The organism is Amycolatopsis sp. NBC_01480, assembly GCF_036227205.1.
Taxonomy (GTDB): Bacteria; Actinomycetota; Actinomycetes; order Mycobacteriales; family Pseudonocardiaceae; genus Amycolatopsis.
In genome coordinates this window covers 1284484-1297694 of the sequence record NZ_CP109442.1, presented here as the reverse complement: position 1 = coordinate 1297694, position 13211 = coordinate 1284484, and the positions used below count along the sequence as shown (strand labels likewise).

The 13211-nt window shown below is 70.3% G+C and carries 11 protein-coding genes; 5 read left to right on the top strand and 6 right to left on the bottom strand.

What is annotated here, in order from left to right:
- Window positions 1-58 precede the first annotated feature (58 nt).
- Entirely contained in the window at window positions 59-2074 is a 2016-nt protein-coding gene (locus tag OG371_RS05925; protein WP_329066347.1) for an amylo-alpha-1,6-glucosidase, read from the top strand.
- 468 nt (window positions 2075-2542) lie between these two features.
- On the opposite strand, the gene OG371_RS05920 is transcribed toward OG371_RS05925, so the two are convergent.
- From OG371_RS05920 to OG371_RS05910, 3 genes are all read right to left on the bottom strand, one after another.
- The gene (locus OG371_RS05920) at window positions 2543-3709 is read right to left on the bottom strand and encodes a Glu/Leu/Phe/Val dehydrogenase dimerization domain-containing protein (protein ID WP_329066346.1); all 1167 of its coding nucleotides are present in this window, start codon (window positions 3707-3709) and stop codon (window positions 2543-2545) included.
- 56 nt (window positions 3710-3765) lie between these two features.
- Window positions 3766-4452 (bottom strand): YidC/Oxa1 family membrane protein insertase, encoded by a 687-nt coding sequence (locus tag OG371_RS05915; protein WP_329066345.1) that lies wholly within the window; start codon window positions 4450-4452, stop codon window positions 3766-3768.
- A gap of 364 nt (window positions 4453-4816) precedes the next feature.
- Window positions 4817-5089: a DUF6412 domain-containing protein gene (locus OG371_RS05910; protein ID WP_329066343.1), complete on the bottom strand. Its 273-nt coding sequence runs from the start codon at window positions 5087-5089 to the stop codon at window positions 4817-4819.
- Between the two features lie 220 nt (window positions 5090-5309).
- Between OG371_RS05910 and rho the strand changes: the two genes are divergently transcribed.
- The gene (gene rho / locus OG371_RS05905; RefSeq protein WP_329066342.1) at window positions 5310-6377 is read left to right on the top strand and encodes a transcription termination factor Rho; all 1068 of its coding nucleotides are present in this window, start codon (window positions 5310-5312) and stop codon (window positions 6375-6377) included.
- Here rho and OG371_RS05900 read toward each other — a convergent pair.
- Window positions 6312-7043, bottom strand: a complete 732-nt coding sequence (locus OG371_RS05900) for a DUF222 domain-containing protein (protein ID WP_329066340.1) — start codon at window positions 7041-7043, stop codon at window positions 6312-6314. The two genes, rho and OG371_RS05900, sit on opposite strands and share 66 nt — an antisense overlap.
- A 250-nt stretch (window positions 7044-7293) precedes the next feature.
- Here OG371_RS05900 and OG371_RS05895 point away from each other — a divergent pair, with 250 nt between their 5' ends.
- Window positions 7294-8091, top strand: a complete 798-nt coding sequence (locus OG371_RS05895) for an SDR family NAD(P)-dependent oxidoreductase (RefSeq protein WP_329066338.1) — start codon at window positions 7294-7296, stop codon at window positions 8089-8091.
- Between the two features lies 1 nt (window position 8092).
- On the opposite strand, the gene OG371_RS05890 is transcribed toward OG371_RS05895, so the two are convergent.
- Window positions 8093-9514 carry an aminobutyraldehyde dehydrogenase gene (locus OG371_RS05890; RefSeq protein ID WP_329066336.1) on the bottom strand — a complete coding sequence of 474 codons (1422 nt, stop codon included), beginning with the start codon at window positions 9512-9514 and terminating at the stop codon, window positions 8093-8095.
- Between the two features lie 20 nt (window positions 9515-9534).
- The gene (locus tag OG371_RS05885) at window positions 9535-10929 is read right to left on the bottom strand and encodes an APC family permease (protein WP_329066334.1); all 1395 of its coding nucleotides are present in this window, start codon (window positions 10927-10929) and stop codon (window positions 9535-9537) included.
- A gap of 195 nt (window positions 10930-11124) precedes the next feature.
- Here OG371_RS05885 and OG371_RS05880 point away from each other — a divergent pair, with 195 nt between their 5' ends.
- Window positions 11125-11610 (top strand): Lrp/AsnC family transcriptional regulator, encoded by a 486-nt coding sequence (locus OG371_RS05880; RefSeq protein WP_329066332.1) that lies wholly within the window; start codon window positions 11125-11127, stop codon window positions 11608-11610.
- Window positions 11611-11783: 173 nt separating this feature from the next.
- Complete coding sequence (locus OG371_RS05875) at window positions 11784-13169, top strand: aspartate aminotransferase family protein (protein WP_329066330.1); 1386 nt, start codon at window positions 11784-11786, stop codon at window positions 13167-13169.
- Window positions 13170-13211: the final 42 nt, after the last annotated feature.

The window sequence follows — 13211 nt, the reverse complement described above, 5'->3', positions numbered from 1 at the left end:
CACGGACCTGGTTTGATCGATCCAATCGACGTACCCAACCCCACCGGAGGACGCCCCCATGCAGCCGCTGCTCCACGACCTCGCGATCGCCCTGCGAGCGCCGACTGTCGTCTTCTCCGGCCGCGACGGCCAGGTCCGCGGTGACGGCACCCAGGGCCTGCTGCACGGTGACCTGCGCCTGCTGAGCGAAGCCGTGGTCACGGTCGACGGGCACGAACCGGTGCCGATCGGCGCCGAGGAGCCGTCGGCCGCCCAGGCGAGCTTCACCGGGCTGCTGCGCCACCTCGGCGACGCCGGCCCGGACCCGACGGTGTGGCTGCGGCGCCACCGCCGGGTCACCGCGACCGGGATGACGGAGGAGCTGGAACTGGTCTCCCACGCCGCGCGGCCCGCGGAGTGCGTGGTCGAGCTGGTGCTGGCCGCGGACTTCGCGGCGATCGAGGTGATCAAGTCCGGTGCCCGCGAGCCCCGGGTGGTGCCGGCTCCGGTGGACGGCGGGGTCCGCTGGACGTCCGGCTCGGTGTCGGCCACCGTCACCACGGACGCCGAGGCCACTGTGGACGGTGACCGGGTGCGGCTGCGGTGGCGGGTGAAGGCGGCCGGGACCGTCCGGCTGCGCTGGACGCTGAGCGCGGCCGACCCGGACTCGCTGTTCGTGCCCGGCACCTCCGTCACGCTCGCGGCACCGGTGGTCCAGGCCGACGACCGGCGGTTCACCGCGCTGCTGAACCGCTCGCTGACCGACCTCGACGGGCTGCTGCTGGCCGAGCGTGAGCACCCGGAGGACGTGTTCGCCGGCGCGGGCGCGCCGTGGTTCCTCACCCTGTTCGGCCGAGACAGCCTGTGGGCGGCGCGGCTCGCGCTGCCGTTTTCGGTGGATCTCGCCGGCGGCACCCTGCGCACTCTCGCGCGGGCCCAGGGCGAGCGGAGCGACCCGGCGACCGGCGAGATGCCCGGCAAGATCCTGCACGAGCTGCGCCGGGCTGACTTCGAGGTGAACGGGATGTCGTTGCCCGCACGCTATTACGGCACGATCGACGCGACCGCGCTGTGGGTCTGCCTGCTGCACGACGCGTGGCGCTGGGGACTGCCCGAAGACGAGGTTCGCGCGCTGTTGCCGAACCTGCGTGCCGCGCTGTTCTGGATCACCGGGCTCGCCGACACCGACGGCGATGGCTTCGCCGAGTACCTCGACGAGACCGGCCGCGGCCTGGCCAACCAGGGCTGGAAGGACTCCGGCGACGCGGTGCGGTTCGGCGATGGCACGCAGGCCGCGCCGCCCGTCGCGCTCGCCGAGGTGCAGGGCTACCAGCACGAGGCCGTGCTGCGGGCGGCCGAACTGCTGTCCGCACTGGGGCAGCCGGCTGACGGGCTGGCGGAGTGGGCTTCGGCGCTGCGGGCGCGGTTCCGCTCCACCTTCTGGGTGTCCACTTCGGAGGGTCATTTCCCGGCGCTGGCCCTGGACGGCGAGAAGCGGCCGGTGGATTCGCTGACCAGCAACATCGGCCACCTGCTCGGCACGGGGCTGGTCGGCGCGGCCGAGAGCGAGGAGATCGGCGCGCTGCTGCTCGGGCCCGCCCTGGCCCCAGGCTTCGGGCTGCGCACCATGGCGTCGACGGCCGGCGGGTTCTCGCCGCTGAGCTACCACTGCGGTTCGGTGTGGCCGCACGACACGGCCGTGGTGGTGCGCGCGCTGAGCGAGTCCGGTCAGTCCGCGCGCGCCGCGGAGCTGGGCATGCAGCTGGTCCGCGCGGCCGGCGCGTTCGGGTACCGGATGCCGGAGCTGTTCGCCGGCTACGGGCCTGAAGACGTTGACGCGCCGCTGCCGTATCCGGCGTCGTGCCGTCCTCAGGCCTGGTCCGCGGCCGCGGCGGTGGCCCTGCTGGCCACTTTCCTCGGTCTGCGGGCGGACGTCCCGGCGGGCACGGTGACCGTCGACCCGCCGCGGCCCAGCCCGGTCGGCGCGTTGCGGGTGACCGGATTACCGCTGGCCGGTGGAACCCTGGACGTCGCGATCGACGCGGCCGGAACCGTCACCGAGCTGCGGCTGCCGCCCGGTCTGCGGCGTGGCTGAGAATTATGGCGAACGGGGCCGGACTACGGGATGGCGTGTGAGGTCGGACGTCCAGGCGTTGCTCGCAGAAACACGGCACTGGTGGCCCCGGCGCTGAAACGGATCGCCTTGTACGAGCCGCCGTTGTCCGTGCGGGGTTCGGTGCCCACGGAGTGGCTGCCAGGGCCATCATCGGCGCGAGCACAGGTCGCGGGACCCGGTTGAACAGCGGATCGACGTCCATCCCCTTCATCGCGCCCGCGGCGATCTCCCGGTCGAACCTCGGACACCCAGCGGGATTACGCCGCGGTGCCGTCCGAGGCGCTGCTGCCCGGCGGCGGGAAGTCTCCGGCTTACCTGAAGGATGCGCTGGATGACCTGTCGGCAGTGCTGCCGCACGTTCGCCGGGTCACCTTCCCCGCCTCGACCACTCGGTCCCTTCGGACGAAGGCGACCCAGCTCAGATAGCGCGCGAGTTGCTCGAATTCTTCACGGCCTGACGGGAACGTCGCCGAACCGGGCGTCGATCGCGGCCAGATTGGTGTCGCAGAGTTGTTGCGCCGCTTCGCGAAGCGTGCCGCCAGTCTGTCCGGAGTGGACGAACAGCGGGTCGACCAGCTCGCGCAGGCGGGTGCGCACCTTGGTGAACGACTCCTCGGCGTCCGGGCCGATGTCGCCGAAAAGCGTCCACCACCACCAGGAATTGGTGGCCGAGTTGGCCACGAAGTCCGGGATCACCGGGATGCCGCGCGCGGCGAGGCGGGCCTCGGCCTCCGCCGTCACGGGCAGGTTCGCCGCCTCCACCACGAGCTTCGCCGTGATGACCGCTTCGTTCTCGTGGTCGATGCAGTACGAGACGGCGGCCGGAACGAGCACCTCGGCGGGCACCGTGAGCCAGCCGTCGGCCGGGGCTGTCGAGTCGCCCGGCTGCAGGCGGTCGCGGTCGATCACGCCGAAACGGTCCCGGCCCGCCAGCAGGCGCTCGACGTCGAGCCCGGCCGGGTTGGCGACCAGACCCTGCCGGTCCGCGATGGCGACCACCCGCACTCCGGCCTCGGCGAGGAACCGCGCCGTGGCGCCGCCCATCGAACCGAACCCCTGGACGACCGCGCGGCTTTCCCGGCGGTCGAGACCGAGGCGGTCCAGCCCGGTCAGCGCGGCCTCCGCGACGCCGAGCCCGCCGACCAGCTCGTCGAGCCCGAGGCCCGCCACCCGGACCCGGAACGCCGCGGCCAGCCGCTCCGTCGCGGCCACCGGGTCGTCGAGCAGCGGGTAGATCGCCTCGACGGAGCTGCTCAGGCCCAGCTCGGCGAGCACTTCGTCGATCACGTCCTGGCGGACACCGAGGTCCTCGCCCATAGTCCAGTAACGCTCGATCAGCGGCCGCATGGCGTCGAGGTAACGCTTGAGCACCTCCCGGGCCGGCGGGTCGTACGGGTCGAAGTCGATGCCGCCCTTGGCCCCGCCGAGCGGGAGATAGCGGTCCTCCGGCTGGTAGTTGAGGGCTTCCTTGCGCGTCATGCCCTTGGCGAGCCCGCGGACCTCGGCGAGCGTGCAGCCGGGCCGCATGCGCAGGCCGCCGCTGGCGACGCCGCGCACCAGCCGGTCGATCACCAGATAGCCGCGACAGCCGGTGGCGGGGTCGGTCCAGCTCACTTCAAGGAACACGGCGGGCGGCCCTCCGGTCGGTTCGTGACGGTCGTCGCGGCACCCTAACCGACCGGTGAATCAGCACGTCGGCGCAACAGTGCCCGCTCCGCGACGGTCCACGTGGTGGTGGTCAGCACATAAAGCGAGGCGGCGAGGGGAACAAAAAGGGTGACCAGGACTGTTCCATAGGGCAGGAGGCGCAGCAGCCTGGCGCCGGGGGCGGTCAGATCGCGTTGGCGGTCCTGCCAGCGGACCGAGAACCAGGCGACCACAGCGAGCGCGCCGGCCACCACGACCACCACCGGCGCGGCCGCCGGCCCGTGCGCCCCGAGGGGAACGCCGAACAGCGCGGCCGTGAGCAGCGTGTTGGGGATGCCGGCGATGACCGCGGTGCTGAACAGGTGGTACATCACCCAGAAGAACGGCAGCTGCGCCACCATCGGCAGGCACCCGACGAACATGGACGTGCCGGACTCCTGCTGCAGCTTGGTCATCTCGGCCGCGAGCTTTTCGCGGTTCCCGCGGTGTTTCTCCTGCAGTTTGCGGATCTCGGGCAGCAACGCGGTCCGGGCGCGCTCGCCCCGCACCGCCGCCCTGGCGAACGGGTGCAGCGCGAGCCGCACGGCGACGGTGAACCCCACGATCGCCAGCACGGCCGCGAACGGCCCGGCGACGGGAGCGGTGAGCGAGACGAGCCAGTGGACGAGGTGATACGCACCCGCGACGGGCACGTCGAGAAAACCGGGCATGGGTTGGACTCCGCTTGAGTGAGAGGGATTTCGGGCCGGCGGAATCGGCTGCGGGCAAGGAAACCTGCGGAAGGGCACACCACAACGGCTTTGACGGATTCGTCAAGTACGGACGCGACAGCGCACGCTGACGACCGCAGTGAGGGATCGCCGAGCATTGGCCGCGGCGGCCGATCACGCGCTAGGGAGCGGTGGCGAGACCGGCTAACCGTTGGTGTGGCAGCAATACCGCGCTACGACGTCGTGACAGGTCTGGCCACCTAGTGCTGTGACTGCGATGTCGTGCGCGAAATCGCGCGCGACGACATCGGTGATTCGACCGGCCAAGCGTTGGCGGTTAAGGAAAAGCGCTGCTTCCGCGGAGCTACGCAGCCGAGCCGGGCAGTCCGGGTGCCCGTGGCCGGCATCGGCCGGGTGCAGCGGGATCGCGCAGCCGCAGGAAGGCCGCGCGGCGGGCGCGCTGGTTCAGAGCCGTGAAGCGGTTTCGAACCGGGACGGCCCACAAGGACAGCTCGCCCCGGTTCGCGTAGCCCACCACGAGGACGACCAGCAGCCCGGCCGCCACCACCGAGGCGAAGGCCACCAGGCCCGCGGGGCTCATCAGCGCCGGGAAGGCGAGGTCCAGCAAAGTGTCCATCCGTCCTTCCCCCTTTCGCTCGCCCGCGAGTCTAGCCGAAACCGGGGTGTTGTGGCTCTCGCCCCGAGTGCGCTATGCTCGGTCACGATCCTCACGGATGTCGGCCCATCCGCCGCCCGGGGAGTTCTTCCGAAGTCCGGTTCTCCCAGAGCCTTCTTCGTTCACCATCACACGATCCGCACCACGCGTCGATCGTTCTGTTTCTCATGAGGAGAAAACCATGTCATACCACGGAATTCTTGATATCCAGGCCAACAAGGCCACCCTCGGCTACGGCCCGGGCGGCACCACCGTCCCCTTCGGACTCGTGCGCAAGTACGGCCTGCGCCGCGGCGACGAGATCACGGGCGACGGTGACACCATCACCTCGGTCAACGGGGAGAAGCCCGACGGGCCGCGGCCCGAGTTCGGGAATCTCACCCCGGTGCACCCGGACCAGCGGCTCGTCCTCGAGACCAGCCGCCACCAGCTGACCACCCGGGTGCTCGACCTCGTCGCGCCGATCGGGAAGGGGCAGCGCGCGCTGATCGTCGCGCCGCCGAAGACCGGCAAGACCTCGGTGCTGCAGGCGATCGCGCAGGCGGTCGCCACCAACCACCCGGAGGCGCACCTGATGGTGCTGCTCGCCGACGAACGGCCGGAGGAGGTCACCGACATGCAGCGCTCCGTGCGCGGCGAGGTGGTCGCGTCCACGTTCGACCGGCCGCCGGCCGAGCACGTCGCCGTCGCCGAGCTGGCCGTCGAGCGGGCGAAGCGGCTGGTGGAGAGCGGCCGTGACGTCGTGCTCCTGCTCGACTCGCTGACCCGCCTCGGCCGCGCGTACAACCTGGCGAGCCGACCGTCCGGCCGCATCCTCTCCGGTGGCGTCGACGCCGGCGCGCTGCAGCCGATGAAGCGCATCCTCGGTGCCGCCAGGAACATCGAGGGCGGCGGCTCGCTCACTGTTGTCGCGACCGCGCTCGTCGGCACCGGTTCACTGGCCGACACCGTGTTCTTCGAGGAGCTGAAGAGCACCGGCAACTCCGAGATCCGGCTCGACCGCGTGCTCTCCGACCAGCGCGTGTTCCCCGCCGTCGACCTGTTCGCCTCCGGCACCCGCCGCGACGAGCTGCTCGTCCCCGGCCCCGAGCTGACGGTGATGGGCGAGGTCCGCCGGGCCCTGTCCGGACAGGACACCAAGCGCGCCGTCGAGCAGTTCCTCGACCAGGTCCGCGGCACCAGGTCAAACGCCGAGTTCGTCATGCGGGTCACCGCTTCGCTCGGCGTGCCGATGCCGGCTGCCGCCTGAGGCGTGTCTCTCGAGCGGAGCACGCAGCCGTGTCGTCGCCCGTCTTGCTCCGGCCCGCCGCTCCGAATGCTTCGAGGGCCGATGTGTCCGATATGGACTGAACGCCACCGGATGGTTCTCCGTGGGCGGCCACGCCGTCGAGTGCTGCTGACTCGGGATCGGTCTTGGACGATGCCGCGGATCGGTCTTCGTTCCGGCTCCGGCCAGCTGGGCGGAATCCGCTCTACGGTCCCGTATCCCCACCCCGGCTTTCCGCACCGCCGACGGTCTCGCCTGGCGGGCCAGCACCACCAGTACGGTTTCATGACCCGCCGATTCCTCGGGTCTCACCGAATCCGGGGCCTGCCCGAGGACGTGCGCGATCTCGCCCGCGTGCTCGGCGTTGATCTCACCGGCGGCCAGCGCACCCCGCGCCACCGGCATCACCGCCGTCGCCTGCTCGACCCGCGCCCGCGCTTCCTTCCACGAGACCCGCAGCGACCGCACCAGCATCGCCTGAGTGCTGCGGAAACCCTTGCCTGCAGCCAGATCGCGCTGCTCTATCTCGCCGACCACCGCCAGCATCCGCGCATACGCACGACACAACTCCCGTTCCGCGGTATGAAGTTCAGCGGTCAGTTCTTCGTCGGAAAGCCGCCATTCCAGCACCTGCTCTGTGTTGTCCATATAGCCACGATACCTAGAACAGGTGTTCGATACATCACTCAATCGGGTAAGGTTTGCCCGCCGGTGAATTGTGCGGAAATCCTTTAGTGGCAACAAAAGCACGGACCTGTCCGGTCAAGGACGCGGCGTGTCCAGGGTCGTTCCGAGGCCGCCTTCAGGACCGCCACGACAGGTGGCAGGCTGACCGGTGCACCGCGCTGATCGCGGGGCCGGACCACCCGGGCCCGCCTGCCGTCTGGAGGACTGAACCATGCCGACCGTTGTCATCACCGGGGCCAGTGCGGGAATCGGCGCGGCGGCCGCCCGGCGGTTCGCTGCGCTGGGCGCCGAGGTCGCTGTCGTGGGGCGTTCGCCGGAGAAGACGGCGGCCGTCGCGAGGGCGGCCGGGGCTGAGCCGTTCACGGCGGACTTCGCGAAGCTCGACGACGTTCGCGCCCTCGCTGACACCCTCGGCGAGCGTTACCCGGCCATCGACGTGCTCGTCAACAATGCCGGGGGCCAGTTCGGCGAGCGCGCCGTCACCGTCGATGGGCACGAGCTGACCATCCAGGTCAACTATTTCGCCCCTTATTTGCTCACCCGCCTGCTGGCCGGCTCGCTCACCGGCGCTCGTGTGGTTTCCACTGCCAGCAACGCGCACGGGATCGGTCGCATCGACCTCGACGACCTCGACGCCACCGAAGCCCGCTACAACTCGTTTCGCCGTTACGGCACCTCGAAGCTGGCGAACATCCTCTTCACCCGCGAGCTGGCCCGACGCGCCCCGGTGACGGCTGTCAGCTTCCACCCCGGCGGGGTGGTCACCGACCTTTTCCGGGAAGGCGGGTTCTTGGCGTCGGCCGTGCGCTCGCGGCTCGCCGGCCGGGTGCTCAAGACGCCCGACCAGGGTGCGGAACCGTTGCTGCATCTGGCTTTCGCGTCGGATCTGCCGGCCGGTGCCTACTTCACCGGCGGCCGGGTGCGGGTGCCCGGCGGTGCCGATCCCGAGCTTGAACGCGCGCTGTGGGACCGGACCGCCGAACTGCTCGGGCTTGCGCCGGGCTGGTGAGTCAGCCCAGCGCCGTCATCACGTGCTTGACCCGGGTGTAGTCCTCGAAGCCGTACATCCCGAGATCCTTGCCGTAGCCGGACTTCTTGAACCCGCCGTGTGGCATCTCCGAGACGATCGGAATGTGCGCGTTCACCCACACACAGCCGAAGTCCAGCCGGCGGGTCAGGCGCATCGCGCGGGCGTGGTCGCGGGTCCACACCGAGGACGCCAGGCCGTAGTCGGTGGCGTTGGCCAGCCGCACGGCCTCGTCCTCGATCGTGAACGGCTGCACGGTGATGACGGGGCCGAACACCTCGTCGCGGACGATCTCGTCGTCCGGGCGGAGGCCGGCGACCACCGTGGGCGCGTAGAAGAAGCCTCGGTCGCCGAGCCGCTCCCCGCCGTGGGCGACGACGGCGTGCTCCGGCAGCCGGTCGACGAACCCCGCCACCCGCGCGAGCTGGCCCGCGTTGTTGAGCGGCCCGTACGCCGAATCGGGGTCGTCCGGCAGGCCGGTTTTCGTCGCGGCGAGCGCCGTGACGAACTCGTCGTGCACGTCCTCGTGGACCAGCACCCGGGTCGCGGCGGTGCAGTCCTGGCCGGCGTTGAAGTAGCCCGCCGCGGCGATGGCTTCGGCGGCCGCGGCGAGGTCGGCGTCCGGGAACACCACCACCGGTGCCTTTCCGCCCAGTTCCAGGTGCACGCGCTTGACGTCGGCCGCTGCCGCGCCCGCCACCTCGATGCCCGCACGCACCGAGCCGGTGATCGCCACCATGTCCGGCCGCGGGTGTGACACCAGCGCGCGCCCGGTGTCGCGGTCACCGCAGACGACGTTGAACACGCCGGGCGGCAGGAACTCCGCGCACACCTCGGCGAGCAGCAGGGTCGACGCGGGGGTGGTGTCGGAAGGCTTGAGCACGATGGTGTTCCCCGCCGCCAGTGCGGGCGCGATCTTCCAGATGGCCATCAGCAGCGGGTAGTTCCACGGCGTCACCTGCGCGCAGACACCCACCGGCTCACGGCGGATGAACGAGGTGAACCCCTCCATGTACTCCCCGGCCGCGCGTCCTTCGAGCACCCGCGCCGCGCCGGCGAAGAACCGCAGGTGGTCGACGCCCATCGGCAGCTCCTCCGTGCGGGTCACGGCGAGCGGCTTGCCGGTGTTCGCGGACTCGGCCGCGACGAACTCCTCGGCCCGCGACTCCATCGCATCGGCGATCCGCAGCAGTGCGAGCTGCCGCTCGGCCGGCGTGGTGTCGCGCCAGGTCTCGAACGCCTCGGCCGCGGCGTCGACGGCGGTGGCGACATCCGCCTCGCTCGACAGCGATGACGTGGCGTACACCGTCCCGGTCACCGGGTCGATGAGGTCGAGCGTGCGCCCGTCCGTCGCGTCGCGGTGCTCGCCGCCGACGAAGTTCCGGAAGACCTGCTTGTCGTTCATGGATTCCTTCCTGTTGGGGTTCAGGCGCCCGGCACGGTGACGAGCCAGCGATCGGCGCGACGGCGGAGGTAACCGAACCAGTAGAGGCCGGAGACGACGAGGACTGCCGCGGTGATGCCGAGGTCGAGCGCGCTCTGCTCGACGAGCACGTAGGCCAGCGCCAGCACCACGACGATGGGCACCACGGGCCAGCCGGGCATCCGCCAGACCTGCGGCCGCCGGTGCGTCGCGCGTCGCGCTCCCAGCACGGTCGCCGCGACCGCCAGGTACAGCGCGACGACGGCTACGCCGGTCACCCCGCTGAGCGTCTCCACCGGGACGAAGCACAGTACCGCTTCGGAAAGGCCGACCACGAGCGTCGCGACCCACGGCGAGCCGAACCGTTCGCTCACCACGCTCAGCAGACGGTTGACCGGCTCGGGCCAGGCCTGGTCGCGGCCGGAGGCGAACAGCACCCGCGAGTTCTGGATGACCATCACGATCACGGCGTTCACGATCGCCGCCGCGATGCACAGGCTGATGATCGTGCCGAACGTCGAGTTGCTCCAGCCCACCACCAGCGCGGTGATGTCCACCGCGCCGAGCGAGCCGAGGTCCGGCAGGCCCAGCGTGATCGCGACGACCGGCACGAGGATCACCAGCGCGCTGATGCCGAGCGTCCAGAACACCGTGCGGGACACCGTTTTGTGCGGCTCCCGCATCTCCTCGGCGAGGTAGACGGCGGTGGAGAAGCCCTGCACCACGAACAGCGCCACGGCCAGCCCGGCGATCACCGCCGTCAGCCCGATGGCGTTGACCCCGTCGAAACTCGGCTTCACCAGCACCGCGGCCGAGCGGCTGACGTGGCCGAAGCCCAGCACGGAGACGACGACGATCGCGACGACCTCGATCGCGAGGAAGATCCCGGTGAGCCAGGCGTTGGAGCGCAGGTTCAGCAGGCCGATCACGGTGGAGGCGAGCATGACGATCGCGCCGGCCACCGACGGGTCGACGTGCACGATCGCGCCGACGTAGTCGGCCACGCCGATCGCGATAATCGGCGGCACCACCAGGATGACGATGAACGACAGCACGAAGGTGATCCAGCCGGCGAACCGGTTGAGCACCGTCGTCACCATGGCGTACTCGCCGCCGGCGCTGGGCACGAGCGTGCCGAGCTCGGAATAGCAGAAGGCGATCCCGACGCACAGCAGCACGGCGAGCGCGATGGCCAGCGCGGTGCCGGTGCCGAGCTGGGCGAAGAGCGGGGGCACCAGGACGAACAGGGAGGACGCGGGCGTCACACAGCTGAGCGTCAGCAGAGTGCCGCCGCCGACGCCGATCGAGCGGGTGAGGCCACGGCGGGCGGGCGGCTCCGCAGTGGCTTCCGCGGTGCCGGACAGGCCGGGTTCGGTGGGGGCCGGGTTAGGGGGCATGGGCGGTGTCCCTCCGTCAGCGGCGGAATGTTTCGACGGATGGAACAGCACTGATTCAGTGTTGTCAACGCCACAAAGACGACTAAATCCGTTGTTGGCGCTGGTCGGACGGTCGCTTTCGGTGACGATTCGGAGCCGGGTGACACGGTGGCCGCCGGTTTGCCCGCGCTCGCCGGTGGAGGGGATGATCCGGTGGTGAGCAGCCAGGAACCGAACCCGAGCCGGACCGCGCCGCCGGTGATCGACGACCTCTCCAAGCAGATCATCGCGCAGCTGCAGGAGGACGGGCGGCGGGCGTACGCCACGATCGGCAAGGCCGTCGGGCTGTCCGAGGCCGCCGTCCGCCAGCGCGTGCAGCGGCTCTCGGACTCCGGGGTCATCCAGATCGTCGCGGTGTCGGATCCCTTGCAGGTCGGGCTGTTCCGGCAGGCGATGGTGGCGATCAATGTGGACGGTCCGCTCGAGCCGGTCGCCGACGCGCTCGCCGAGATGAACGAGATCGACTACGTGGTGCTGTGCGCCGGCCGCTTCGACGTGCTGTGCGAGGCGGTGTGCGCCGACGACGAAGCGCTGCTCGACCTGACGTCCAACCGCATCCGCGCGCTGCCCGGCGTGCGCAATGCGGAGGTGCTCGTCTACCTCAAGCTGCGGAAACAGTCGTACCAGTGGGGTGTGCGCTGAGGGTGACGACTAAATCCGAAGGTTGATCGCCCAAATCAGCTTTGAATCGGTTGTGTAAACCTCTGGTTTCAACCGATCCACTTGCGACGATGGGTCTGCTCGTGCGATAACCGAGAGGTCCGGCCGGTGCGCGCCATGCGTGCCGGCAGCCCCGAGGCCGTTTCGAGGGAGCCATGAGCACCACCGCCGAACCCACCGACGCGACCGCCCTGGCCGCCGCCGCCCGTGACAACCTCTGGCTGCATTTCACGCGCCATTCCGGCTTCGAGTCCGCCGAAGTGCCGGTGATCGTGCGCGGCGAGGGCGCCTACATCTGGGATGCGCGCGGCAAGCGTTACCTGGACGGGCTGGCCGGCCTGTTCGCCGTGCAGGCCGGGCACGGCCGTGAGGAACTGGCCGAGGCCGCCGCACGGCAGACGAAGCAACTCGCGTACTTCCCGTTGTGGGGCCACGCGCACCCGTCGGCGATCCAGCTGGCGGAGCGCCTGACCGCCGCTTCGCCCGGCGACCTGAACCGCGTCTTCTTCACCGTCAGCGGCGGGGAGTCCGTCGAGACGGCGTGGAAGCTCGCGAAGCAGTACTTCAAGCTCGTCGGCAAGCCCACGAAGCACAAGGTGATCAGCCGAGCGCTGGCGTATCACGGCACTTCGCAGGGCGCGCTGTCCATCACCGGCATCCCGGGCGCGAAGGCGGACTTCGAGCCGCTGGTGCCGAGCACGATGCGGGTGCCGAACACGAACTTCTACCGCGCGCCCGAGCACGCCGACGACTACGAGGCGTACGGCCGGTGGGCCGCGGACCAGATCGAGCAGGCCATCGAATTCGAGGGCGCCGACACGGTCGCAGCGGTGTTCCTGGAGCCGGTGCAGAACACGGGCGGCTGTTTCGTGCCGCCCCCGGGCTATTTCGAGCGCGTCCGCGAAATCTGCGACCGCCACGACGTGCTCCTGGTTTCCGACGAGGTCATCTGCGCCTTCGGCCGCCTGGGCTACGACTTCGCCGCGAAGCGGTACGGGTACCAGCCGGACATCATCACCACGGCGAAGGGTCTGACCTCGGGTTACGCGCCGCTGGGCGCGGTGCTGGCCAGTGACCGCCTGATGGAGCCGTTCCTGCACGGATCCACGACGTTCATGCACGGCTCCACCTACGGCGGCCACCCGGTTTCGTGTGCCGTCGCGCTGGCGAACCTGGACCTGTTCGAGCGCGAGAACCTGTACGGGCACGTGCTGGCGCAGGAATCGGCGTTCCGCGGGACTCTGGACCGCTTGCTGGACTTGCCGATCGTCGGCGACGTCCGTGGGGCCGGGTTCTTCTACGGGATTGAGCTGGTGAAGGACAAGGCCACCAAGGAGACCTTCACCGCGGACGAGTCGGAGCGGGTGCTGCGGGGCTACTTGTCGGACGCGCTGTTCGACGCCGGTTTGTATTGCCGGGCCGACGATCGGGCCGAGCCGGTGGTGCAGCTCTCGCCGCCGTTGATCTGCGGGCAGCGGGAATTCGACGAGATGGAGCAGATTCTGCGCGAGACGCTGACGGGGGCTTGGAAACTCCTCTGAGCTTGGGGCGGGCGGCGCGCCGGAGGGGCTTCGGCGCGCCGC

Bases quoted from the DNA above. Each gene is read 5' to 3' on its own strand.
- rho (WP_329066342.1), top strand. From the start codon at position 5,310: ATGTCATACCACGGAATTCTTGATATCCAGGCCAACAAGGCCACCCTC.
- OG371_RS05885 (WP_329066334.1), bottom strand. From the start codon at position 10,929: ATGCCCCCTAACCCGGCCCCCACCGAACCCGGCCTGTCCGGCACCGCG.
- OG371_RS05875 (WP_329066330.1), top strand. From the start codon at position 11,784: ATGAGCACCACCGCCGAACCCACCGACGCGACCGCCCTGGCCGCCGCC.
- OG371_RS05915 (WP_329066345.1), bottom strand. From the start codon at position 4,452: ATGCCCGGTTTTCTCGACGTGCCCGTCGCGGGTGCGTATCACCTCGTC.
- OG371_RS05890 (WP_329066336.1), bottom strand. From the start codon at position 9,514: ATGAACGACAAGCAGGTCTTCCGGAACTTCGTCGGCGGCGAGCACCGC.
- OG371_RS05925 (WP_329066347.1), top strand. From the start codon at position 59: ATGCAGCCGCTGCTCCACGACCTCGCGATCGCCCTGCGAGCGCCGACT.
- OG371_RS05910 (WP_329066343.1), bottom strand. From the start codon at position 5,089: ATGGACACTTTGCTGGACCTCGCCTTCCCGGCGCTGATGAGCCCCGCG.
- OG371_RS05895 (WP_329066338.1), top strand. From the start codon at position 7,294: ATGCCGACCGTTGTCATCACCGGGGCCAGTGCGGGAATCGGCGCGGCG.
- OG371_RS05900 (WP_329066340.1), bottom strand. From the start codon at position 7,043: ATGGACAACACAGAGCAGGTGCTGGAATGGCGGCTTTCCGACGAAGAA.